The sequence below is a fragment of the Photobacterium obscurum genome, from assembly GCF_026191635.1.
GTDB lineage: Bacteria > Pseudomonadota > Gammaproteobacteria > Enterobacterales > Vibrionaceae > Photobacterium > Photobacterium obscurum.
Window position 1 is genome coordinate 320193 of sequence record NZ_JAKRRW010000001.1, and the last position, 24321, is coordinate 344513.

16 protein-coding genes, 2 tRNA genes and 1 pseudogene are annotated in these 24321 nt (G+C 43.2%); 10 read left to right on the top strand and 9 right to left on the bottom strand.

Annotated elements, in window-relative coordinates; all coding sequences use genetic code 11:
• Nucleotides 1-102 precede the first annotated feature (102 nt).
• The 9 genes from MD588_RS01385 to MD588_RS01425 all read left to right on the top strand — a co-directional run bounded on the left by MD588_RS01385 (nucleotide 103) and on the right by MD588_RS01425 (nucleotide 11175).
• Nucleotides 103-1251 carry an anaerobic sulfatase maturase gene (locus tag MD588_RS01385; protein WP_265694973.1) on the top strand — a complete coding sequence of 383 codons (1149 nt, stop codon included), beginning with the start codon at nucleotides 103-105 and terminating at the stop codon, nucleotides 1249-1251.
• Between the two features lie 762 nt (nucleotides 1252-2013).
• The gene (locus MD588_RS01390; RefSeq protein ID WP_265694974.1) at nucleotides 2014-4482 is read left to right on the top strand and encodes an ATP-dependent Clp protease ATP-binding subunit; all 2469 of its coding nucleotides are present in this window, start codon (nucleotides 2014-2016) and stop codon (nucleotides 4480-4482) included.
• Between the two features lie 376 nt (nucleotides 4483-4858).
• Complete coding sequence (locus MD588_RS01395) at nucleotides 4859-5641, top strand: NAD-dependent epimerase/dehydratase family protein (protein WP_265695175.1); 783 nt, start codon at nucleotides 4859-4861, stop codon at nucleotides 5639-5641.
• A complete protein-coding gene (locus MD588_RS01400) occupies nucleotides 5638-6462 on the top strand; it encodes a sugar phosphate isomerase/epimerase family protein (RefSeq protein WP_265694975.1) in 825 nt (274 codons plus the stop codon). The genes MD588_RS01395 and MD588_RS01400 overlap by 4 nt, the downstream gene beginning before the upstream one ends.
• Nucleotides 6459-6812, top strand: coding sequence for a DMT family transporter (locus MD588_RS01405; RefSeq protein WP_265694976.1), 354 nt, complete (start codon nucleotides 6459-6461; stop codon nucleotides 6810-6812). The genes MD588_RS01400 and MD588_RS01405 overlap by 4 nt, the downstream gene beginning before the upstream one ends.
• Nucleotides 6813-6829: 17 nt before the next feature.
• Nucleotides 6830-7948: an FAD-dependent oxidoreductase gene (locus MD588_RS01410; RefSeq protein WP_265694977.1), complete on the top strand. Its 1119-nt coding sequence runs from the start codon at nucleotides 6830-6832 to the stop codon at nucleotides 7946-7948.
• On the top strand, nucleotides 7945-8949 hold the full coding sequence (locus MD588_RS01415) for a glycosyltransferase (protein ID WP_265694978.1): 1005 nt from the start codon (nucleotides 7945-7947) through the stop codon (nucleotides 8947-8949). The genes MD588_RS01410 and MD588_RS01415 overlap by 4 nt, the downstream gene beginning before the upstream one ends.
• Entirely contained in the window at nucleotides 8949-9734 is a 786-nt protein-coding gene (locus tag MD588_RS01420; protein ID WP_265694979.1) for a glycosyltransferase family protein, read from the top strand. The genes MD588_RS01415 and MD588_RS01420 overlap by 1 nt, the downstream gene beginning before the upstream one ends.
• Nucleotides 9724-11175 carry a hypothetical protein gene (locus tag MD588_RS01425; protein WP_265694980.1) on the top strand — a complete coding sequence of 484 codons (1452 nt, stop codon included), beginning with the start codon at nucleotides 9724-9726 and terminating at the stop codon, nucleotides 11173-11175. The genes MD588_RS01420 and MD588_RS01425 overlap by 11 nt, the downstream gene beginning before the upstream one ends.
• A 111-nt stretch (nucleotides 11176-11286) precedes the next feature.
• Here MD588_RS01425 and MD588_RS01430 read toward each other — a convergent pair whose 3' ends face one another.
• The 6 genes from MD588_RS01430 to MD588_RS01455 form a co-directional block, all read right to left on the bottom strand.
• Nucleotides 11287-12576 carry a hypothetical protein gene (locus tag MD588_RS01430; protein ID WP_265694981.1) on the bottom strand — a complete coding sequence of 430 codons (1290 nt, stop codon included), beginning with the start codon at nucleotides 12574-12576 and terminating at the stop codon, nucleotides 11287-11289.
• Entirely contained in the window at nucleotides 12573-12836 is a 264-nt protein-coding gene (locus tag MD588_RS01435) for a DUF2249 domain-containing protein (RefSeq protein ID WP_265694982.1), read from the bottom strand. The genes MD588_RS01430 and MD588_RS01435 overlap by 4 nt, the downstream gene beginning before the upstream one ends.
• A 17-nt stretch (nucleotides 12837-12853) precedes the next feature.
• On the bottom strand, nucleotides 12854-13303 hold the full coding sequence (locus tag MD588_RS01440) for a hemerythrin domain-containing protein (RefSeq protein ID WP_265694983.1): 450 nt from the start codon (nucleotides 13301-13303) through the stop codon (nucleotides 12854-12856).
• A gap of 425 nt (nucleotides 13304-13728) precedes the next feature.
• Entirely contained in the window at nucleotides 13729-15363 is a 1635-nt protein-coding gene (locus MD588_RS01445; protein WP_265694984.1) for a methyl-accepting chemotaxis protein, read from the bottom strand.
• A gap of 613 nt (nucleotides 15364-15976) precedes the next feature.
• Nucleotides 15977-16067: transfer RNA gene (locus MD588_RS01450), tRNA-Ser, on the bottom strand.
• Nucleotides 16068-16091: 24 nt separating this feature from the next.
• A tRNA-Ser gene (locus MD588_RS01455) sits at nucleotides 16092-16179 on the bottom strand.
• 216 nt (nucleotides 16180-16395) lie between these two features.
• Here MD588_RS01455 and mscM point away from each other — a divergent pair.
• Nucleotides 16396-19692: a miniconductance mechanosensitive channel MscM gene (mscM, locus tag MD588_RS01460; protein WP_265694985.1), complete on the top strand. Its 3297-nt coding sequence runs from the start codon at nucleotides 16396-16398 to the stop codon at nucleotides 19690-19692.
• Nucleotides 19693-19694: 2 nt separating this feature from the next.
• Here the strand turns inward: mscM and MD588_RS01465 are convergent, their stop codons facing one another.
• From MD588_RS01465 to MD588_RS26090, 3 genes and pseudogenes are all read right to left on the bottom strand, one after another.
• Complete coding sequence (locus MD588_RS01465; protein WP_265694986.1) at nucleotides 19695-20771, bottom strand: protein-glutamate methylesterase/protein-glutamine glutaminase; 1077 nt, start codon at nucleotides 20769-20771, stop codon at nucleotides 19695-19697.
• An 86-nt stretch (nucleotides 20772-20857) separates the two neighbouring features.
• Nucleotides 20858-21727, bottom strand: a complete 870-nt coding sequence (locus MD588_RS01470) for a CheR family methyltransferase (RefSeq protein WP_265694987.1) — start codon at nucleotides 21725-21727, stop codon at nucleotides 20858-20860.
• Nucleotides 21728-21836: 109 nt separating this feature from the next.
• Nucleotides 21837-23615, bottom strand: a pseudogene (locus MD588_RS26090) (methyl-accepting chemotaxis protein); the annotation flags it as partial.
• Nucleotides 23616-24321 lie beyond the last annotated feature (706 nt).

Here is a 24321-nt window from a genome sequence, read left to right on the forward strand (position 1 = left end):
GTAAGCCTGGGTATTATTATACAGCGACAAATTATGAGGATTGTTATTGTTTCAATCGATTGTTATTTTCCTCGTAAATATTGAATCAACTGATGAGGTCATATGACATCGGCATCTCTTCCATTTAGTCTTTTTATTAAAGCTGAGAGCGCAAAGTGTAACTTGGACTGTTATTACTGCTATTACCTGCAAAGGGAAGGGAAGCAACATTCCAGCATGTCGGAACAGACTCTGGAACTAATAATTAAAAACCATATCCAGTCACAGCCGGAGAAATCCGAGCAGGTTGATTTCATCTGGCACGGCGGCGAACCAATGCTGCGTGGCCTGGAGTTCTATCAAAAGGCCGTCAAGCTCCAGCAAAAACATAGGGAAAATCGTCGTATCCTCAACACCATCCAGACCAATGGTACCCTCATCAACCAACGCTGGGCTTCATTTTTTAAACAGCACCAGTTTATGGTCGGCATCAGCATCGACGGGCCGAACCTGCTGAACGACATCGCCCGGATCGACAAGCAAGGCAACTCCTCCTTTGAGCGTACTATGCGCGGCCTTCAGCATCTCAGGGATCAGCAGGTTGAGTTCAACACCCTGACGGTGATCAACAACAAAACATACAGGCACGGCAAGGCCATCTATCAGTTCCTGAAGGAACATGGCAGCGGCTACATGCAGTTCCAACCCTGTATCGACCACGAACTCGACCGACGCTCAGGCTATGACTGGAGCCTGACTGGCCAGCAGTGGGGGCAGTTTCTCTGCGAAACGTTCGATGAATGGTGCAAGGAGGATATTGGCAAGATATATGTCCAGTTCTTTGAAAACTGCCTGATGGTGTTGATTGGATACCCGAGCCAGATGTGCCATCACAGCCCGACTTGTGGACAGCAGCTCATGGCCGAGTCCAACGGCGATATATATAGCTGTGATCACTTTGGTTTTGACAATTACAAGCTGGGCAATGCCAACAATAGCCGCCTGAACAAGCTGGTGAGCTCGCCACAGCAACTCAAGTTTGGCCAAGACAAATGGGACGCCTTGAGCCAAAAATGTCAGTCCTGTGATTTCCTGCAGCTCTGCTACGGCGGCTGCCCTAAAAACAGACTGGCCAGCACCTCCGACGGGGAACCGGTGAACGTGCTCTGCCAAGGCTATGATATCTTCTTCCGCTATGCCCTGCCGAGGCTGCTCAAAATGACCGATGCCATGCGCCAGGGCCATTCCCCGGCCCATTATCAGCTCTTATAGCAGCAGACCGTATATTCAAATAGAAAAAGCCCTGGGCAGTCGTTGCCCAGGGCTTTTTTCAATGCTTCTCTACTTCTCTAACCGTCGGTTAGAAACTCAGATCCGCCAGCGTTTCTCCCAGCCATTCGGACCGTTCCCAGCGCACGCGGATCATAGTTATGGCTCTAGGGTGCAGTCCATTTAAAGTCATTATCTATTTCTGGGTCGCTTTATTTCTGCAAGACTTTTAAACAGTTTTATATTCAGCGTAAAGTTTATTACTTTTTCAAATTTACCTTATTAAGATAGTTCAATCAGATTATATTGTTCATGATTAATGGCATCGTTATAATTATAAGCGCACAGAGTGTTATGTATCACTCTTTAAATTTCATTCTTTTACTTTAAAGCGAATAGGTTGATGGATCATCAAAACCTAGATGCTTAACTGTAAATAATGATGCCGACAGCTAATGTTTATAAGCTCTCCAGCTTATTTCGCTGCAACTTATTAAGTTGCAGCTTTTTTTCTAAAGACAAAACACCTCAAATGCCAGAGCATTACCATAGCTCTATTTATCGCCCTTTCTACAATTACAGCCCGAACAAGCGCAAGTAGATATTCCCCATTCGACGAACTTATATATGAATATCATCAATAGCTAACATAGCAACGATAAATCAACCAAAAGAGAAAGTTAGGACTATATTAATAAACAAGGGCTTGCCGCCGAGCACAGCCAAGATTAATCGGTATTTTTTGGAGTAAACAAGGAGCTGTGCATGTTTCAGCAATACGTTCACCAAAGCACCCAGAAAGTTCATGAAATACTGCAACTGGCAGTGAACGAACTGCTTAACCTGCATTTGTATACGCTGACCTCCGACTTTATTCTGCTGGGTTTGTTACTTCAGGATAAATCTGAAGCCCTGGATATTCTGTCGTCCTTGCTGCCTGATCACGCCGCCAAACGCAAAGCGATGATGGATTTAATCTATCAGCAGCATCCACCCCAGCAAAACATCAACATCGAAAAGGTCACAACGGCTCCAGATGCCGATAAAACCCTTGAACTTGCCAGCCAGGAAGCCAACCGTATCGGTGATACGTATATCAGTACCGACATTTTACTGGTCGCACTATTTGACGATTTGTCCGGCCCTGCAGCCAAGATCCTGAAAACAACCGGATTAACCCAAAACAAAGTGCGCGCGGAATTACTGAAGAAGCGTGAAGGCAATATTATTACCACCGCCGATGCTGAAAGCCGGGTTAACGTCCTAAAGGAGTTTACGGTAGACCTGACCGAGCAAGCGTTAAAAGGGGAGCTTGATCCGGTGATCGGACGCGAAGAGGAAATGCGGCGGGTAATCCAGACTCTCTCCCGGCGCAAAAAGAACAACCCGGTGCTGATGGGTGAAGCCGGTGTCGGAAAAACCGTGATCGTAGAAGGTATCGCCCAGCGGATGGCCGAAGCGGACGTACCGGAAACCTTGCTCAATAAGCGCATATTATCTCTGGATATGGCACAGATAGTCGCGGGATCCAATATGCGCGGGGAGTTTGAACAACGATTGATCAGCGTGCGAGATGCGATCATCGAGGCCGAAGGGCGCATTATTCTTTTCATTGATGAACTGCACACGGTGGTGGGGAGTGGAGCAACACCTGGCGGGTTAGATGCCCCCTCACTGCTCAAGACAGCACTGGCAAAAGGCAGCCTGCAAGTCATTGGAGCCGACACTACCGATGAATACCGCAAGTATGTCGAATCAGACAAGGCGCTGGAGCGCCGCTTCCAGCCCATATTGGTCAAAGAACCCACGGTCGAAGAAACGGTACAAATCTTAGAAGGCATATCCCCAAAGTACGAAAAACATCATCAAATCAGCTACGACAGCGAGGCGTTGCAAGCTGCCGCGCGCTTGTCGGAACGCTATATCGCTGATAGAAACTTGCCGGACAAAGCTGTTGACCTGCTTGATGAAGCCGGCGCCCAGAAACGCCTGCAGTTTATCGCCATGCCGACCAAACTGCGTAAACTGGAAAAACAGCGTCAACGCCTACTGAGTAAAAAGCAGGCCGCTTTTGATCAACAGGATTATGAAACCGCGGCCTCTCATCAAATGGAACTGAGTAAGATTCTGGAAGAGCTCGATGCAGAGCGGCAGGCATGGCAGCAAACCATCGCCAACACCACAAAGGTCGTCACCGCCGAAGATATTGCCGAAGTCGTCGCAAAGTGGACAAGCATTCCCGTGGCAAGAATGGTTGAATCAGAAGCCGATAAACTTGGCCACATGGAAACGAATTTGCATAAACGTATTGCCGGTCAGGATGATGCCATTCGAGCCGTCTCCCATGCAATTCGACGCAACCGTGCCGGCATTTCCGAATCGAAACGCCCTATCGGCTCCTTTCTGTTCCTAGGGCCAACCGGCTCGGGAAAAACCGCTTTGGCAAAAGCACTAACCGAGTTTTTGCTCGATGACGAGACACGGATAATCCAACTGGATATGTCGGAATATATGGAACGCCACGAAGTGTCAAAAATGATTGGCGCGCCTCCCGGTTATATTGGCTATGGCGAAGGCGGACAGTTGACGGAAAAAGTTCGTCGGGCGCCCTACTCGGTTGTCCTGCTTGATGAAATTGAAAAAGCCCATCCGGATGTGTTCAATATGTTATTGCAGATCCTTGAAGATGGACACCTGACGGATGCCCAGGGCAGAAAAGTCTCGTTCCGCAATACGGTGATCATCGGCACTTCTAATCTGGGAGTCGAAACTTTGGGGCCCGAGCGAAAACAAATCGGATTCATGTACTCGGTCACTCCCAGCTATGAAGAAGCCAAGCGCAATGTACTGCAAGAGGTCAAACGCTTCTTCAAGCCAGAGTTTTTAAACCGCCTTGACGACATCATCGTGTTTCACTTTCTTGAACGCAATCATGTCCTGTTAATCGCCCACATGATGATAGCCGAGCTGAAAACACGCCTTGAGGAGAAAGAAATCACCCTCATCGTCGATGAAGCAGTGATCGACAAATTGGCAACTGATGGATTTGATATTAATTTTGGAGCCCGTCCCTTACGCCGCGAGATAGAAAAACAACTGGAAAACCCGCTAGCGTCGTATCTCATCAACCAGGGCGGCAAAACCCAATGCGTCGTTGATGTCACGCTGGAAAGCCAAGAGATCTGTTTTCATGTTAACGGCGAGACAGTGATTAAAGGTCTGGATGTTCAGTAGACTCGACTTTATGACCATCATCCATGTAAGAATTTATATCACATAGTGTCTTTCGCTACGGTACCGAAGATAAGACCAACAAAGAATGATTAAGCAAAGTACTTCCACATCACCAAACAAGCGCCTCAAAACTCTCAACAAATCCGCAACGAGATTACCACAACTTACAAGCTGTAAAAGGCGTGAAGCGAGTAACGAACTAGGTTAGCTATATAAAGAAAGGAAACAGACTTCTAAAGCAAATTAAGGTAAGCTATATCGAATTACGATTTGAACGACAAAACTATTGATTGCATTGCAATGCAATGCTTAATAGTTGAAAATAACTGTAATCTAGCAATAAGTGGCAGCCATTTTGCTCAAAGCATAGGAAATGATTTTGAAAAATAGTGCATTAATAGGGTTTACAGGTTTTGTTGGCAGTACCTTGTTAAAACAAACCAGTTTTGAACATTTGTATCGTTCAACAAATATCGATGAAATTCGAAATAACATTTTTGATACAGTTGTTTGCGCGGGAGCACCCGCTCAAAAATGGTTAGCTAATAAAGACCCCAAAAATGATAAAGCTATTTTGGATAACTTGATAGACCAGTTATCTACTATTAAGTGTAAGAAATTCATTCTTATTAGTACTGTTGATGTTTTTAGTACCCCAAATGAAGTAGATGAAAACTCACCTATTATTGAAAATGGTTTACACGCTTACGGATTACATCGAAGACAATTGGAAAAATTTGTAATAAAAAATTTTGATGACTACCTAATTATAAGACTACCAGGGCTTGTTGGCCCAGGGTTAAAGAAAAACGTTATTTTTGATTTTTTAAATAACAATAATATTGATGCAATTGAAAGTCGTGGAATTTTCCAGTTTTACCCTATGGTTAATTTATGGTCAGATATACAAATTGCCATCAAAGCTAATCTAAAAATAGTCCATCTTACATCTGAGCCTATCGTAGTTAGTGATATTGCAGAAGAAGGATTTGGGCTTTCATTCAAAAATGAAATTCATAAAACCACAGCAAAATATAACATGAAAACCTGTTATTCTAAACTGTATTCCGGAATAAAAGGATATCAATACAGTAAGAAAGAAACACTTATTGCTATACGTGCTTACGCTCAATCTGAAGCTAAAAAGGTAGTAGGATGAACATTTCAATTTCCAATATCGCTTGGGATAAAAGAAACGACGATGAAGTTTCTTCAATTTTAAAAAAATACGATCTAAAGCATATTGATATTGCTCCTACAAAATATTTTCCAAGTCCAAGCATGTCAACGGATTCTGATATCTTTTCCGTCAAAGAATATTGGGACAAACAAGGAATCAGTATAATTGGTATGCAATCTCTCTTATTCGGCACTCAAGGATTAAATGTTTTTTCTGATGCTGAGAATCAAGATAAGATGCTATCTCATTTATCTTCTATTTGTCACATCGGTAAATTATTAGACGCTAAAAAATTAGTTTTCGGTTCACCTAGGAATAGAGACAGATCTCTCCTAAATGATGATGAAACACGAATAATTGCAATCGATTTTTTTAATCGACTAGGTGATATAGCAGAAGAAAATAACGTCATTATTTGTTTAGAGCCAAACCCAACCTGCTATAATTCAAACTTTATGGTTGATAGTTTAGAAACTGCATCAGTTGTTAAATCAATAAATCACTCTCATATCAAAATGCAGTTAGATGTAGGAGCTATGTACATAAACAATGAAGATCCTAATATTATCATCCCTGATGTATGCAATCTTGTCGGTCATATCCATATTAGTGAACCCCAACTATCAGCAATAAATGCACATAATGAATATCATCATAAAGTTGCACCATTATTGTCTCAATTTTTACCAGAAAAAGATATCACAATAGAAATGCTTACATCTAGTGAAACTCAGTCATCTCATGAAATTAATAATAGCATTGAGTTTGTTATTCAAACATATAAAGAAATGGTCGCATGATGAAGTGGTTAATATTAATTGTTGGTGTGCTATCGAATGCATCAGCAAGCGCTTTAATTAAGGTAGCCATGACACCACCAAGGAAGCTTCAATCTTTTTCTGACCCGATGTCTCTTCTACAAAATTGGCCTCTTTGGTTGGGCCTGTTTCTTTATGGAACGGCTTTTGTTTTATATGCACTAGCATTAACACGCCTACCTTTAAATGTCGCACATCCAATTTTAACAAGTGGCTCAATCGCAATAGTTGCGTTATTTTCATCGTTCTTTTTTGGTGAACAATTATCAATTATCAATATGATGGGAATCGTTCTTATTATAGCTGGTGTTTTTGCATTAACTTTAAACTAGTGTTACTGAAAGACAAAATGAATATAGATATTGCTATTATTGGTGGTGGTTTTTTTGGATTATATATCGCAGAGTATTTCTCACGTATAGGAAAAAAAGTACTTATCATAGAAAAAGAGCAAGATGCCATGCAAAGAGCATCATATATTAATCAAGCAAGAGTTCACAATGGTTATCATTATCCACGTAGTATATTAACAGCATTAAGATCTCGAATGTCTTTCCCCCGCTTTGTCGACGAATTTAAAGAATGTATTGACGACGAGTTTGACAAATATTACATGATAGCAAACAGATTAGGGAAAGTAACACCAAATCAATTTCATAAGTTTTGTGAACGTATCGGTGCACCTTGTGATCCAGCTCCAGATCATATCAAAAAGCTTACGAACCCAAGAATGATAGACGGGATTTTTTCAACTAAAGAGTACGCTTTCGATTCAACTATTCTAAAACAGACTATGCTCGACCGCCTACAGAATGCAGGAGGGAAGATTCTATTTAATCATCAAGTTCATAAAATAAATTACGATGAATCAAAAAGAAACTTAAACTTAACAGTCTCATGCAATGATAACTACATAACAATTTCAGCGAAACAGGTTTTTAACTGTACTTATTCAATGTTGAACTCTGTCCTATCAGAGTCAAAATTAGAACTAATTCCACTACGTCATGAAATGACTGAGATGTGTATTGTTGATGTACCATCTGAATTAAAAAATGTTGGTATTACAGTTATGTGTGGCCCTTTTTTTTCCACTATGCCATTCCCTTCAAAAAATGCACATTCTTTTAGTCATGTCAGATATACACCTCACTACGAATGGAATGATAGAGACGGAGCGCGATATATTGATGCTCATAAGCATTTCAATGAAGCAGACAGACGTTCAGCATGGAAGAAAATGAAGTATGACGCACAACGTTATATTCCAATATTAAACGAGCTTCAATATCAAGAGTCCATATGGGAAGTAAAAACTATTTTACCTCGAAGTGACTCTGATGACTCTCGTCCTATTTTATTTAGAGAAAATTATCTATACCCTGGATTTCATTGTGTCATGGGAGGTAAAATTGACAATGTTTATGATGCAATTGAAACTATTAATAAGCTAGGATTGAATAAATGATTAAACAAGATACATTTGTTTCTGTTGTCTTGGTTAGTGAGAATCAGGCAGAAAAACTAACAGATTACATTTCTAGGTTAGAGCCTTATTTAAAGGGTCTTTACTCTGATTATGAAATTGTTGTTATTGATCAAAACTCCTCAGATAATACTGAAGAGCTACTCGATTCAACCCTATCTAATTATCAATCTATTCGTTATATAAAATTAGCACAAACTGTTTCTTCTGATGTAGCCCTAGCTGCTGGTATTGAAAACTCTATTGGTGATTTTGTTATCAACATTAATCTTGAGTTAGATCCAGTTTCACTTATTGATAGGTTTATCTCTGATGGTAAAGCTGGAAATGATATTATCATTGGAGTTTCAGAATCGACTACCTCCACGACCTATAAATTTATAAGGAATATATCAGACAAACTCATTCATTCAATTGGTTACACTCTACCAGCTAACTCAACGGGCTCTTTCTGTTTAAGCAGAAGAGCGGTAAATGCAATTACAGAGTCAGGTAGATTTTATTGTAAATTACACATGAGGATTGCAAATATAGGTTACAATATTAAACCAATATCCTATGATTTAACCAGTAGATGTGAAAATAAAAGAATCATAAATGGTGTTAAGGAAACAATTCACCATATGATTTTTAACTCAACGAAACCATTACGTTGGATGAGTATGCTTGGTGTTTTTGGCAGTTTTATGGCTTTCGTTTTTGCGTGTTATAGCCTTATTGTAAATATAATTAATGACAATGTAACTGCTGGATGGACAACTACAATCTTATTTATGTCATTTTTGTTTGCGATCTTATTTACGATGCTTGCCTTTTTTGGTGAATATTTATCTCGACTTCTTAATGATCGAAGTGAGCATAAAGAATATAACGTAGTCTTTGAGAAAAACAGCTCTGTTATGTTAGAAAACAATCGCCACAACGTTATTTTTTCATCTCTCATTGATGATAAAAACTTAACCAAAACGAGAAGAGACAAGTAATGAAAAAGCCTACACATTATCATATTCCACATTATGAAGAGCGATTTTCATCTGAAAAAAAGTTCGATTACTGCGTTGCCATATTTGTGATTAATGAAGGAAATAAACTTCATAAACAGCTTGATAGAATGAAAGCTATCAATATTAATGCTGACATCATTATATCTGATGGAGATAGTAGTGATGGTTCAACTGATATAGATTTATTAAAAAGTAAAGGGGTTAATTCTCTTCTTGTAAAAAAAGAAGTTGGAAAGCTTGGCTCACAAATGAGAATTGCATTTTCATGGGCTTTAGAGCGTGGATATAAAGGAATTGTTGTCATCGATGGAAATAATAAAGATAGTGTAGAAAATATAAATGATTTCATAATTAAACTTGAAGATGGTTATGACCATATACAGGGTTCTAGATTTATTCCTGGTGGAAAAGCTGTAAACACACCATTATCTCGCCTTATTGGTTTAAAAACACTTCATGTACCATTAATTAGGTTCGCTGCTGGCTTTAATTACACAGACACAACTAACGGTTTTAGAGCATATAGCTCTAAGTTACTTACTGATAATAAAATGGCAATATTTAGAGATGTATTTACTGGATATGAATTACATTATTATTTAGCCATTAATGCCGCTAAATTAGGTTTTAATTGCATTGAAATCCCTGTAACACGAGTCTATCCAAAAGGTAAGATCCCCACTAAGATTAGTCCTATTAGAGGTAACCTTAATGTAATTAAGACTTTACTATTCACCTGTATTGGCGGCTTTAATGTTAAATAAATCAATAACAACCACATTATTAGTGTTGTTTTTTATTTCATCATTTCCTTTAGTCCAAAGATCACCTTGGATTGATGAAAGTATGCTATTAAGTAATATTATTTATATTACTGATTTTTGGGATTACCTATCCCCTCTACCTTTATATATGCAAGCACAGCCTGTTATAGTTTCTTGGTTTCATGAATCAATAGCCTATTTCACGGGTATGAACTTCACACACCTTAGAATTATAACCTTACTAGTTTCAATATTATCACTCTTTCCTTTTTACTTTCACTTCAAGGAAAAAAGCGAAATATCAAATATCATATTTTTGCTACTCTTAGGTGCTATAGTAACTAAGTATGGCTATTATTCAACAGAATTAAAACAATATGCATTTGAGTTTATTTCCACTCTTCTAGCTATTTATGCCATTATATCGTTCTTTAAATCTAAAAGTTTAAATCGTTCATGCCTGCTTTTAGCTATTGCAACACCATTAGGCATATCTAATATTATTCCTATAACAATTATATTTTCATATATTGTCCTTACTTCCGCCTTAAATAAAGACATAAAGAAATCAGATATTTTTGTATCAATATTTTTTATCCTTTGGGTTTTTGTTAATTATATTCTCATAAGCCACATTACAGACTCTCAAATAAATAACAATTCAGTTTATCAAAGTAAAGGTCTTATTGATGATTTAAGTGTATTATTTTCATCTTTTATTGGTATTTATGGTCAGTATTTTTATTATATCTCTGTATTTTGTACATTCTATGGTTTAATCGGATATAAAAACAAAGATACCAACTTTCACCTTTCCGTGATATTCACATTTACAATATGTATCGTTACAATTTTAAAAGTTATAGGCTTATTCCCAGTAATATATCCTCGACACTTATATTGGTTATTGCCATTTAGCCTAATTATTAACACTTATAGTATATCAAATATTCTTAGAAACAAATTCAGCTTATTCTCAATTGTTACATTTGTCATGTTACTAACTCTCTTCATACAAAACACACAAAAAATAATGAAGAATGGCTTAGAGCACACAAGTAATAAAAAATTAATTAGTTTTATTAAAGACAACAACATATCTAACAATAACTTTATACTATACCCTCATTCTAGTAGTGTTATTTATTATTACTCAAGCTTTGATAATGAAATTAGAGACATTGACTTCAAGGGTGTATATCTACAAAAGTCAGAAATGGACAAACTAGACATTAAAGATGGTATTAATAAATCGTTGTCATATTACGAACCTAACAAATCAAACTACTATGTAATATCACACTTAAATGTAAACGCAAAACATGGACTAGCTAATAAGAGAAGTAAAATGATCTTGAAAGCATTTAAAGACCATAATATAAATTATAAGTTGGCATTCAGAAGTATTAACGTTGCTGTGTACAAATTAGATCACCTTTAAACTTTAATTTAAACAAAGGAAAGGTAGTAACATTTAGTCATGCAGCCTAATTTATACTTTAAAAGTAAATTTAGGCTGCATAATCTAGATTCTTTTTTATTGCCAACTCACTTATAATTTATCCAGCATTTCTTTGCGGACTCTTCGATACGTTATGCCGGCCGATGCCATATTAAAACCAATCCATCCCCAATTTAGCAGCATCATCAGGCCAATACTTGCCGTAACGGGTGGGAAGCACAGTGAAGCAACGATACTGAGCATTGCTAGCTGATATAAGCGGAACTGGATCTTAATTTGTTGCCGGCTGATCAAACTGTAGTGATCAGGCAGCAGCATCATTGCGTTAGGTTTACTCATCGCAATGGGTTGGAGATGCAAGCTAATCAGAAAAGGAACAATTTTGAGCAGCATTCCCTGAATCACCCCCAGGATAAACCCCATCCCTATAAGCAGTGCAATAAAGACCTCTACTTTTCCCTGCCAGTGAATTGGTATCAGTGGCAGCGCAATCATCAGCAGACAACCACAAATCAGACATGAATACGCCCATTGCCAATAGCTGACAACGGTATCTGGCAGTTTGCGCTTGCGCTGTCGTAGACGGTGCAACCCTACCGCGGCATACAAGATGGCGACACCGGCAATCAAAGCGCTGCTGTAATAGAGGCTAAACTGGAACAGCGTTGCAACGGCAATGGAGACAAGGCCAGCGACCAACACCAAAGGCAGAGCAATTCGCCAGTGCCGGGGGAATTCAGGGGTGACATGAAACATCGGAATGACCTGAAAGCTCACTGCCATGATCAGCAATAATACCCAGCCGAAGATCCCGGTACTCGCGTGGAAGTGAGTCAGGTTTTTACCAGTGATCGGATAATAACCCCAAAGATACCCTACCAGCAGTAACAACCCTGCCAACAACACCAAAGCAAGCGCCAAGCCTGCTAGAAGAATGGGCACTCTGGTCTGCTGGCCACCCGCTTTCCGAAATAGCACTCCCAACAACGAAATAATGAAATATCCCAGACTCAGCGCCAATAAAACGAAGCTAGCAGCAAAAGTTGGCCACCCAAAAAAGCCCACACTCAAGGCTAGGGTTCCGAGTATGAGGCCCGCTTGCATCAAGACTAAGGGTACAGGGGGTATCGAGATTGGCGCACCACATAACACCGGCATGATTTGAAACAGCGAACCAATCATGATCATCGCCATCATGCCTATCGCCACAAGGTGGGTGATCGCCAGGGAGGCGGGCAGCCAACGCCCCAGCCAGATGTATTCCCCCTGCCAAATCAGCAAACCAGCGGCGATTACAGCAAAAAACGGCGCGGTCAGGTAAAAGCGAAGCGGGACATCCAAACGTGGGATAGTCTCGAAATTCAGCCCTGTCAGTCTCATTTCGATGCCTCGTTTAATTGTTTAAGCGCGACTTGATCACCTTGGTGCCAAATCCAAATATGGTGCTTCCCTTCACTTTCTTTGCTATGGCGATAATCAAACTGCTGCTGGGTAAGGATGGCAAACAACGGCACGGGTTCACGCCGATGCTTAACATGCAGCAACTGGCCTGACTGCAAGGTGGAGAGTGTCTGGCAGATCTTATGCATTGGTTGAGGCGGTTCAAGATCACTGACATCAAGAATGATTATAGAATCCATAAGATCTGCTTCCTTAATTAGGATGCGGAGGCGTTTGGCTTGGCTTCCATCTGAGCAACAATATCCTGACCATTTGCCAGATGCGCATCCGACATCGGGTAAAGGATTTGCTCTTCTTTCATATTATGTTGTTGAATCAGCAGCATGGTACTTTCCACAATCCCCATTGCGCGCTCGGTGGCCTGCTCGCTAATCGCCTGCTGCATCTGTTCAAATAAAGAGCGAACTTGGGCATGTTCCTGGCGCATCACCATCGTTGGGCCCGAGGTCATACCCGTTTGCGCTTCAAACTCAGGAAATAGGATCTCTTCTTCCAGATCAAAATGATGTAAGGTTTCGGCTTCAAACTGGCCCCATGCGGTGCGAAATTCAGTCCAGTTTCCTTCTGCCAACGGCCCTTCTGCCTCAACTAACAGATGATCACAGCTTCTGTGATGTTGAGTCATATAATCATTGATGTTAGCCATATGCGCCTCGCGTGTAGTGGTATAGAACTACAAAAAGTAGTGTTTTATAGTACGAGTGATCCTATACCATAAAAGATGCATATAAAAGACACCTTTCAAAAATAGAAGCTGTATCTTGATCAATATCAGTATTGACCAGGAACTTGAAAAACTCTTATAAGCCAAGTCAATTGTCATGAATGACGTGTCTGATTGCTTTTCAGGCTAAAACTGAAAGGGATGCAGAAGTATACTCAAAAGCTACAAGCTTGGTTTGATAACAACAAATCGAATGAAGTTAGCTACTAACGAAAAGTCATGGTCAGTAAATATTCCCCCCCTCATAATAGTTCATTGAAGTGCTAACACAAAAAGGACTACAAGAATATTTCACCAAGTAGTCCTCATCATTATTACTGTTTAAACAGTCAAGCAATACCTACAAATTAAGACACGCGGAAACGGCTCATCATCGACTGTAGATTGGCGGCCAGCTGACTCAATTCAATACTTGCCTGAGCGGTTTGATTAGCCCCTGTCGCAACTTCGGTTGAAGACTGGTGAATACTCTCGATATTACGGCCTAACTCTTCGGTAACGGAGTCCTGCTCGCTGCATGCACTCGCAATTTGCAGACTCATATCGGCAATTTGCGCCACGGTCTGTTCAATACTCTGAATTGTTTCACCTGTATTCTGGCTCTGCGTAACACATTGCTCGATCATGCTACAACTCTCTGTCGTTGCCTCTTTGGCTTCGCTGGCACTTTTCTGCAGCTTATCGATAATCGAAACAATTTCACCGGTAGAGTCTTGGGTACGACCCGCCAAAGTACGGACTTCATCAGCTACAACGGCAAAACCACGACCTTGCTCACCGGCGCGCGCAGCCTCAATCGCAGCATTAAGTGCCAGCAGGTTGGTTTGCTCGGCAATATCGCGGATGACATCGACAACCATACTGATATTCGTAGACTCTTTTTCCAGCAGCTCGACCAGTACACCTGCATTTTCAATCTCCTGAGATACACGCAAAATCGATTCAATGCTTTGTTGTACATCCTTACTGCCTAACTTGGCTTCATCGTTCGCCGATGTTGCTGAAACAGAGGCAACTTCTGTATTGTTGGCAACATCTGCCACAGTGGCCTTCATCTGATCCATCGCAGTAACCACCATTGTGATCTCATCTTGCTGTTGCTTCATCCCTTGCGATGATTGTTCAGAAACAGCACTCACTTCTTCAACGGCCGTACTCAGCTGGGTAACTGCTGCAACAATTTCCTCAACAAGTGCCCGCAGGTTATCCTGCATCTTGACACTGGAATCAGCCAGCATCCCCAACTCATCATTACCTATTTCGTCACGTTTCAGAAAATGGGTTAAATTACCTGCTGCAATTTCACCTGACAGCATCATTACTTGGTTCAGCGGCAGACAAATCTGGCGAGTAAGGAACAGATTCATTATCACCATAAAGACCACCAGAGCGATGATGCAAGAGAGCGTGATGGTACTTACGCGATCAGTACTCGCCAGCATCTCGGTACGGTTATTAGTCACAAAGCCAAGATTAAGTTCTCGCAAGCCATCCAGTGCAATCATCAGCTCATTAAACTGGCCGTATGTGTTAACAAGTAACCTTTCCGCTTTATCAACATCGCCATTGGTAGCAGCTGACTCGAAGCTATCAATAACATCAACATAGCATTCCCAAGCATCGCTAATCCGCATAAAGACCTGGCGCTCATGATCAGATGCCACAGTTGCCCCATAATCTTCCAGCATTTTTTCAATACGATGATTGCCCTGCTGAGCCCGTTGGAGCGTATTGCGCATTGCTACGATATCGTTGCGATGTGTCAAAGTGAAAAACTGGGTGGTCCGATTACTCGTAATTTCATATTTCAACTCTTCAACCGACAATACGCTAGGCAGCGTTGAATCAGTAAAATTTAATACCCCCTCTCGAACCAACTTCAGTTCGCTCATTAAAAATACGCCAAATGCGATAATAATCGCAGCGATAGCAGCAAAAACAACCGCAATTTTCTTTCCAATCGATAAGTTTTTATATGTCATTGTTAAACAATTAACCTTTTGTATTTTTGTGTTTTTATTACATTTTGTGTGACAAGCACTTCAGTACTAATAAGGATATACTGAAAGTTAAAACGATAATTCAGGCACTTTAAAATTAACTATGTTATGTATAATACAAATGTAACCTATGGCAGATTGATAACAGACATAGGTTCATAAACAACCTAAAGGATGTAAACAGAGTCAAAAAGTTACTGGCTATTAATTATATATAATAAAATTTGCGGCATTATAAATATGTAGCCACCCATTAACAATGGCATCTATTATAAAAATAAACATTAATAATTCATGTCACGCTTAATAAATATTAATGAAAAATATCCTAAAATAACTTCAATATATTTTGGTATATTAAATAATCATTCTAAATTACAGCAAAAATAGTAAACGATGTAACACGAGGTGTTCTGGTTGTTACCTTACACTTGTTCACCCTCAATTATCATAAAAGATAAAACGAACAAGCCACAGTATTTCTACGTGCCTTTCGGGTGGGGCGGAGCGCTCTGAATATTTAGGGATTCTCAAATCACATTTGATTACGCCCCAAACGACGAAAGCCCAGCATAAATGCTGGGCTTTCTGAATATGGCGGAGAGATAGGGATTTGAACCCTAGATACGCTACAAACGTATGCCGGTTTTCAAGACCGGTGCTTTCAACCACTCAGCCATCTCTCCAAATTTTGTCATCTTAAAAGATGATGGCGGTGAGGGAGGGATTCGAACCCTCGATACGTTGCCGTATACACACTTTCCAGGCGTGCTCCTTCAGCCACTCGGACACCTCACCACATTGTTGTTTGACGCTGTGCGTCTCAACGGCGGCTAATGTAATGGCTTAGCGCATTAGGGTCAAGTGCTTTTCTCAAAAACATTCACGACTGCTGACGAATAGATCAAATCGTTCCATTCTTAGTCCAATCGCTTGTTTTTATTCACTGCTACACTTCTAACAATGCGCACCTTCTGGCTCATTGCTCCTTATGTTCCATACTAAAGGTCATCTATGAAAATATGGCAGTCGTTCCTATTGTTTCTTCTGTTGGTGCTGTCAGCCTGGACTTCAACAGCCTATGAAGAGACAGATCCACGCCTGCAGCAACTAGAGAAAAAAATTGAAGCTCTCCAGCAGCAGAGCAAAACACCAGAAATTATCAAAACACTTGATACCCTTTCGCAGGCAAAAAGCCAGCTAGAAAAAACCACGGAATTTAACCGGCAAACCCAGCAATACCGAGATCTTATTACCAATTTTAATGAGCAAACTGAAGAACTTGCCACTCAGATAGCGGCCTTTTCGACTACCGAATTCCCAGATTTTAATGACTGGGATCAAGATGAGCTGACAGTGAAGATCGCCGAGCAAGACAACAAGCTAGACCAGCTCGAGCAGATCCGCAGTAATGACAAAAACGATTTGCAGGCCATCGAACAAGGTATTGATGAGTTTTCATACCTCTCCGAGCAATTGCGGGACAAAATAAAAAAAACGGAAAGCCAGTTAAAACATGAGCAGGAGCAACCCGAGAACGAGGATGCCCTACTCACCCTGGAGATTGCCCATCAGTTCTATGTCAGCCAGCTATATACCCTTGAGGCGAAGCAGCTTAGCGCAGGTAACCGGCGCACGCTGGCGAAACAGCGTATTCACCTCAGTAACCTGGAAATCGAAGCTCGCCAGGCCTACCGCAACAACCTCCAGCGAAGACTCACCCGGGTATTGCGCACCGATAACGCACAGGCAACTAAAGATAGTGGAGAAATTCAGCAAGACGTTGAGGGCCAGCCCAAGGCGTTAACCCGCCTGCTTAAAGCAAACAAACGCTATACCACGGCCTTGGCTAACCTCTCAAGCAAAACCGAGCAGGTACAGCAACAGCAACAAACAGCTTCTGAGCACACCGACATTGTTAACAAGACAGCGGATGACCTGGAAACCATGGCTGAGTGGCTAAAACTCAGCCCAGCCTTTAGCGAAAACCTCAACACCCGGATGAACCGGCTACCGGCCAATCCCCCTATCGAAGCGTTAGACAGGGATATTGCCCAAAACCAGATACAAAAATACGAGTATCAACAACAATACGATTCGCTGGACGAACAGGCGCAACAACCACGAACTCAAGCTCTAACGCCAGAACAGCAACAAAAAGAGCAAACGCTAATTGAAACAAACCTCATTCTGCTCGATAAACTGATCGACCATTCAGACACTCTGATTTACCAGCAAGCAACACTGAAAGTCGCTTATGAAAATCTCAATACCAACCTGAACGATCTCAGAAGCCAAGCCAAGAAACGACTTTTCTGGGCGCCGAATACCAATCGCCTGAGCCTGAGCCTAATCATCAATACATGGGAAAAACTAAAATGGTTTTTCTCTCCCTTTCAATGGTTCAACCTGATAAAGGTTCCCACCGTTGTTGATAATATTAAGCTCATTTTTTCCATAGGCTTAATTGGCTTTATCATCATCACACTGAACTGGGTGAGAAAGCATTGGAAAAAATACCTAGATACCACCAGCCAGATGATTGGCAAGGTGACTCAAGATAAATTTCGCTTTAGTTTTTTCAATATCCTTGCTTCCTTCATCCTTGCTTGGCCTTTTCCTTTTATCGTCGGCCTTATCGGACTATTGCTGAGTGCCGCCTGGCAATATCCTTTCATCCACCATTTGGGCCAAGCACTGGCCGTTCCTATGGCGTTGGCCGTGTTTTGTTTCATGCGCGAACTCGTCCGCGCCAATGGCTTGTTTATTAGCCATTTTGGGTGGGACTCTCAGCTGGTTCATAGCTCGTTCGCGCACTACCGGCAACTACTGTGGATCTACTTACCGATGATGGTCATTCAGGATTTTGCCTCTCTCTACAGTGATATTGATGTCAGTGCCACCTTGGGTAGACTCGCCTTCATTATCAGCAATCTGGCCGTCAGCTATTTCCTCTGGCGGTTATACCATGAAAAAATTCCCATGACCTATGGTGAGCTCCCCGAGGGAAAGGCGCATATTGGCCACCACCTGTTTTGGTGGACCTTGATTATCATCCCCCAGCTCCTCAACTACACGGCACTTCAAGGCTACCTTACTTCATCACAGACGGTGATGAACAAGCTGGAGGTATCAGCAGTACTTGGGGTGATCACCCTACTCGTTTACTACCTGATCAAGCGCCTGATGTTGCTCCAGAAAAGGCGTCTGGCCTTTGACCGAGCCAAAGCGAAGCGACAGGAGATCCTCGCCCAACGGCTGGCTGAGCTGGAAGAAGAAAAAGAAGACAGCTTCAGCAGCAGTGAAATGCAGATTGAAGTAGAAGAACCGGTCGTAGACTTAGATAAGATCAGTGCCCAGTCACTGCGTTTGCTTCGTTCTCTACTGCTACTGATTTATCTGGCTCTGTTATCCATTGTCTGGTCAGATTTTTACCAAGCCATCACTTTCCTGGAAGATGTCACCTTATGGGATGTAACCAGCACCATCGATGGAATTGACGAACTCAGCTCAATCTCCCTGAAGAGTGTCCTGCTGGCTATTCTGGCTTTCTGGCTAACTGCGATTATTGCCCGAGATATGCCTGGTGCAATGGAACTGCTGATCCTGCAACATCTCGACTTGTCGCCCGGAACAGGGTATGCCATCACCTCGCTCACTCGGTATGTGGCTATTTTTATGGGAATTGTGATTGGCTCGGGATTAATCGGCTTCGACTGGTCAAAAATGCAATGGCTGGTTGCCGCTCTCGGGGTTGGATTGGGTTTTGGTATGCAGGAAATCTTTGCCAACTTCATTTCCGGATTGATCATTTTATTTGAAAAGCCAATCAGAATTGGCGATACCGTGACGATCCGTCAGTTGACAGGCGTAGTGGCAGTCATTAAAACTCGGGCGACGACAATTGTTGACTGGGACCGAAAGGAAGTTATTGTACCCAACAAGGCATTTGTGACCGAGCAGTTTATAAACTGGTCGCTATCCGATCCGATTACCCGGGTAACGATTTCTATCAGCGTTAAATACCTTGCTGACAGTGAACTGGTAACCCAATTGCTATTTGAGGCCGCCGAGGAATGCGATCTTGTGTTGGACAATCCTGCTCCAGAAGTGTTTTTCCTGACTCTTACCGCCGACAGTCAGAACTTCGAGGTGCGGGCCTATGCGGCAGAAACCGGCCATCGGCTTAGCTTGACCCACGATTTACATACGCGGATCAAAAACAAGTTTATCCAGCATAATATAACCATTGCCCATCCGCAGCTGGAAATCACCATCAAGGACAAGCAAGCCCACCCCTTGTGCCAGTGACATCAATGGTTATGATCGAGAATTGCCTGGGGGATCTCCGAAAGCGACAGGCTGCGCTCAACTGCCCCACGCCTGACAGCTTCTTTAGGCATACCATAGACCACACAGCTGGCTTCATCCTGCGCCAAAGTCATCGCACCGGCCTGCCGCATCTCCAACATGCCTTTTACTCCGTCATCTCCCATTCCGGTCATGATGATCCCCAACGCATTTTCACTTGCTGATTGCGCTACCGAGCGAAATAGCACATCAACGGAAGGACGGTGACGACTCACTAAAGGGCCATCGATGACCTCCACATGATACTGTGCTCCGCTACGCTTGAGCAGCATGTGTTTGCCACCTGGAGCAATCAGGGCCTGGCCGGGAAGCACTCGCATTTTATGTTTCGCTTCCTTAACACTAATATCGCACAAGCTATCTAGCCGCTGTGAAAAGGCGGCGGTAAACTTCTCCGGCATATGCTGAACCACGACAATTCCCGGCGAAAGACGCGGCAAGGCCTTTAACACCACTTCCAATGCCTGAGTCCCGCCCGTGGACGTACCGATTGCAACAATTTGCTCAGTGGTTTTCAGGCGGGAGACCTTTCCTGCGGCTAACACTGTATCAGCACTCAATTTGGGTTTAACTTTCAGGTTTGATGCCTTTATCGGCTGAAGAGGTCTAAGATTCGCCTTGCTGGCCGCTTTAACAGCATTGATCAATACTTTTGCTGAATCATGAAGGAAGCCCTTCAACCCCACCTTGGGCTTGGTAATGATCTCAACCGCACCGGCTGAAATTGCCTGCATGGTGGTTTCTGCACCTTTTTCCGTCAAGGTCGAACAGATCACCACGGGAGTCGGCCGTTCAGCCATGATTTTTTTAAGAAAAGAGATCCCATCCATCCGAGGCATCTCAATATCGAGGACAATTACATCAGGCCACTGCATCCGCATTCGAGTCATCGCAAATAGGGGATCAGCGACGGCACCACAAACTTCTATTTCGCTGTCGGTCTTCAATACAGAAGAAACTACCTGACGAACAACAGCAGAATCATCAACTACCATTACCTTGATTGTTTTTCTTTTCATATGACCTACCTACAATCGCTTTTCAGGAAGCAGGCTCCGAAATACCTTTCGTCCATGATGCTTGCCAACTAAAAATCTGTATTCGTTCAATGAATGTTATTTACGTCATTCCTTTGATAGATACTGGGTTTAATCAGACGCAGCTGATCACTAATACCGGTAATCGTCTCCGAATGACCCACCAATAAATATCCCCCGGGTTTAAGCTGGGACAAAACTCGCAAAACTACATCCCGCTTAGTTTCGGCCGAAAAATAGATAAGAACATTGCGTAATAAAATTAAATCAAACAGGCCCAAATTTGGCAGTGGGCCATTAAGGTTGATCTGCTTGAAATGAACATGCTGACGAAGCTGGTTGTTGATTAAAAATGTCCCTTGGTGGGAACGAACCCCTCTCAGGCAATATTGCTTCAAGTAGCGAACAGGAACTTCGTTCTGTCTCGATATTGAATATTGCCCGCGACAAGCATTGGCCAATACGTTCGAGTTAATATCTGAGCCGAGTACAGTCCAGTCACCGTCTCCACCAAAGCTATCTGCCAATAGCATAGCCAGACTGTACGGCTCCTCACCCGTAGAGCACACTGCACTCCAGCAGCGCAACGGCTCTTGCGATGATCGCCCATCCAATAAATGCGTTTTGATAAACCGAAAATGTTTCGGCTCCCTGAAGAAGTGAGTTTCATTGGTGGTCAGCTGATCGACCACTACCTGCAACTCCCCCGCCGGTGCATTTTCCATCAGTAGCCGATAGTATTCAGCAAAGCTATTCAGAGAATAGTGCCTGAGCCGGCAGGCTAACCTCGTCACCACCAAATTTTTTTTGTGGTCACCCAGTGTGATGCCAGCCAGGTCATAAATTAACTGCTGAAACTGGGCAAACTCCCTGTTGGAAATAGCATCCTTAGCCAATAATCCGCCAGGCTTGTTCAGAGCTACACTATTACACTCCATGGCGTTCCCCCATTCTGCGCCACACCCTAGCCTTTCTTAATAATCACCTTGTAGCCATGAGCTGACTACAAGGCGTTCCACTGCTTAAAAAAGACTTTAAAAACAAACATTAAAAAGCTTCAAAGTCCTCCTCTATCAGCTCTTGATGCTTGTTTTCCTGCTTTCTTGCTGGTTTCTTGGCCATCAACACTTGCGGAGGCTGTGGGTGATTTCCGGCAACATGCAATACATGAGAGCCAGGCATTTCAGCTTGCTGCTCGTCGATTTTGAAGAAGCTCATCAGCTGCTGTAACTGTTCAGCCTGAGCACTCATTTCCTCAGCCGTCGAAGCCAACTCTTCCGAAGAAGAGGCATTCTGCTGGGTCACCTGATCCATTTGCCCCATTGCCACACTGATCTGGGTAACACCACTTGCCTGCTCATCCGACGTCGCCGCAATCTCCTGCACCAGCTCTGCGGTTTTGGTGATGCTAGGAACAATTTCATCCAGCAACCGTCCGGCTTGCTCGGCCACCTGAACACTACTTCCGGCCTGATTGCTGATCTCCTGCGCAGCAACCTGACTACGTTCGGCAAGCTTGCGCACCTCCGCAGCCACCACGGCAAACCCTTTGCCATGCTCACCGGCCCTTGCGGCTTCTATCGCGGCATTCAAGGCCAATAAATTGGTTTGATAGGCAATGTCTTCAATGATGCTGATTTTTTCAGCAATCTCTTTCATCGCGGTGACCGTTTCACCAACAGCACGCCCCCCTTCCATCGCCTGGGTCGATGCCTTGGTCGCGCGATCATCCGTGATTTTGGCATTTTCAGCATTCTGCTGTACCGACGCGGCAATCTGTTCCTGAGACGCACTGGTTTCCTCTACGCTGGCCGCCTGCTCACTGGCAGCCTGACTCAGCGACTGCGCCGTCGCACTGATTTCTTCAGAGGCGCTGGCAAGGCCGTTGGCATTGCTGTTTACATCACCGACAATCTGACGCAGCCTGTTGCTCATATGTCCCATTCGCTGTAACAGCTGGCCGGTTTCATCTTTGCTGTTCGTTTCGATCCGGCTATTCAGATCCCCGTTGGCCATTGACTCAGCCACCTGCAGTGCCGTGGCCAGAGGACGGGTGATCGTCGAAGCAACAACCATAGCCACCAGCACAATCAACACAATGGTAACCGCAATAACCAGACCGACCATCATAAGCAGACTATTAATCGGCTCATTGACCTCGGCTTCATCAATCTCGGCTAATAAAGCCCAGTGCGTATCCCCAACATTTACTCGGGTGTAAGCAGATAAAACCCTATTACCGTTATAGTCTTTAACCCGGTCAATCCCAGTCTCACCAGCTAGTGCGGCATTACTGGCCTGGGTATCGACACCATTTCGCTCAACCGTCCCGGCAAAAGATGCCATGACCGAGCGCCCTTCCCTGTCAAGAAACGAGTCGGACCGCATCCGCTTATCCATCCCGACCAGATAAGTTTCACCGGTTTCCCCCATACCGGCACGTTGCTGCATGATCGTATTAATAGCTTCCAACGGCAACTGAATCGCTACCACCAGCTTGATCTCGCCATTCACAATCAGAGGCTGTGCGATAAACGCAGCCGGTTCACCATTACTTGGGGCGTAGGGGGCAAAATCGACCACACCATACTGCCGGCTCTGAAGCACCTGGCGAACCAATTGACCTAGGTTAGAGTCCGCATATTTACCATCTAGCATATTGCTCTGATAGTCCGCTTCATGGCTGACGCTATAAAAGACTTCTCCCTTCGGATGGATCAGGAAGAGATCATAGTAACCATACATCTGACTGTAGTTAGCCAGAAAATCGGTCGCTTCACCGGCCACTTTGCTGGTAAAGGCTTCTTCCAGGTCAATAGTTGAGATCAGTGCCCAGCTCAGTCCATGGATTTTCAGCGGAGAAGCCGATACCAGCATGAGCCTTCCACTGTTATCGGCATAGATATCACCAACCGACTTGCCGGCCAGCGCCTGTTCCATAAACGGCTCACTCACCGGCATACCAATCTGTTGCTTGGTACCGTCACTCTTTACAAGGTTACTCCGTAGGGCGACACTACCATCTTGCTTGCCGGCCAAATACGTTTCCACCGTCTCCCCGAGGTTGTCCTCTCGCTGCATAATGGCATCGATACCCTCCGTCGGTATCTGCAAGATGAGCACACCTGCTAACGCGTCATCCTTGATTACAGGAGCACCAATAAAGGCCGACTGTTGGTTGTTTGACGGGGCATAGGGAGCAAAATCTTCAATTGCGACCGCGGATTGTGCCTTGCTGAAAAGGTGACCGATACCACTGTCTCGCAGCGTACCTGTTTTAATGTTCTGACCGAGGTCCGATTCCTGGGCAACCGAGTAGACGACCTCGCCATCAACATTCACCAGGAACAGATCATAGAAGCCATAATGCTCTTTGTAGCGAGTCAACCATGCTCCATACTGGCTATTTACGGCCTGCCAGTCCTCGCCACCTACTTGCATACCTTCAATTCGATAGGCGGCATCAAACCCCGACAGGGCCTCTGATACTGTGTCATTTTCCGCAAGAATGGTAATGTCATGCTCTAACATC

What these genes read in the sequence shown, in the direction of transcription:
- MD588_RS01405 (WP_265694976.1), top strand. Translation starts at nt 6,459, where the DNA reads ATGATGAAGTGGTTAATATTAATTGTTGGTGTGCTATCGAATGCATCA.
- MD588_RS01425 (WP_265694980.1), top strand. Translation starts at nt 9,724, where the DNA reads ATGTTAAATAAATCAATAACAACCACATTATTAGTGTTGTTTTTTATT.
- MD588_RS01470 (WP_265694987.1), bottom strand. Translation starts at nt 21,727, where the DNA reads ATGGAGTGTAATAGTGTAGCTCTGAACAAGCCTGGCGGATTATTGGCT.
- MD588_RS01390 (WP_265694974.1), top strand. Translation starts at nt 2,014, where the DNA reads ATGTTTCAGCAATACGTTCACCAAAGCACCCAGAAAGTTCATGAAATA.
- MD588_RS01465 (WP_265694986.1), bottom strand. Translation starts at nt 20,771, where the DNA reads ATGAAAAGAAAAACAATCAAGGTAATGGTAGTTGATGATTCTGCTGTT.
- MD588_RS01415 (WP_265694978.1), top strand. Translation starts at nt 7,945, where the DNA reads ATGATTAAACAAGATACATTTGTTTCTGTTGTCTTGGTTAGTGAGAAT.
- MD588_RS01410 (WP_265694977.1), top strand. Translation starts at nt 6,830, where the DNA reads ATGAATATAGATATTGCTATTATTGGTGGTGGTTTTTTTGGATTATAT.
- mscM (WP_265694985.1), top strand. Translation starts at nt 16,396, where the DNA reads ATGAAAATATGGCAGTCGTTCCTATTGTTTCTTCTGTTGGTGCTGTCA.
- MD588_RS01435 (WP_265694982.1), bottom strand. Translation starts at nt 12,836, where the DNA reads ATGGATTCTATAATCATTCTTGATGTCAGTGATCTTGAACCGCCTCAA.
- MD588_RS01440 (WP_265694983.1), bottom strand. Translation starts at nt 13,303, where the DNA reads ATGGCTAACATCAATGATTATATGACTCAACATCACAGAAGCTGTGAT.
- MD588_RS01400 (WP_265694975.1), top strand. Translation starts at nt 5,638, where the DNA reads ATGAACATTTCAATTTCCAATATCGCTTGGGATAAAAGAAACGACGAT.
- MD588_RS01430 (WP_265694981.1), bottom strand. Translation starts at nt 12,576, where the DNA reads ATGAGACTGACAGGGCTGAATTTCGAGACTATCCCACGTTTGGATGTC.
- MD588_RS01420 (WP_265694979.1), top strand. Translation starts at nt 8,949, where the DNA reads ATGAAAAAGCCTACACATTATCATATTCCACATTATGAAGAGCGATTT.
- MD588_RS01385 (WP_265694973.1), top strand. Translation starts at nt 103, where the DNA reads ATGACATCGGCATCTCTTCCATTTAGTCTTTTTATTAAAGCTGAGAGC.
- MD588_RS01445 (WP_265694984.1), bottom strand. Translation starts at nt 15,363, where the DNA reads ATGACATATAAAAACTTATCGATTGGAAAGAAAATTGCGGTTGTTTTT.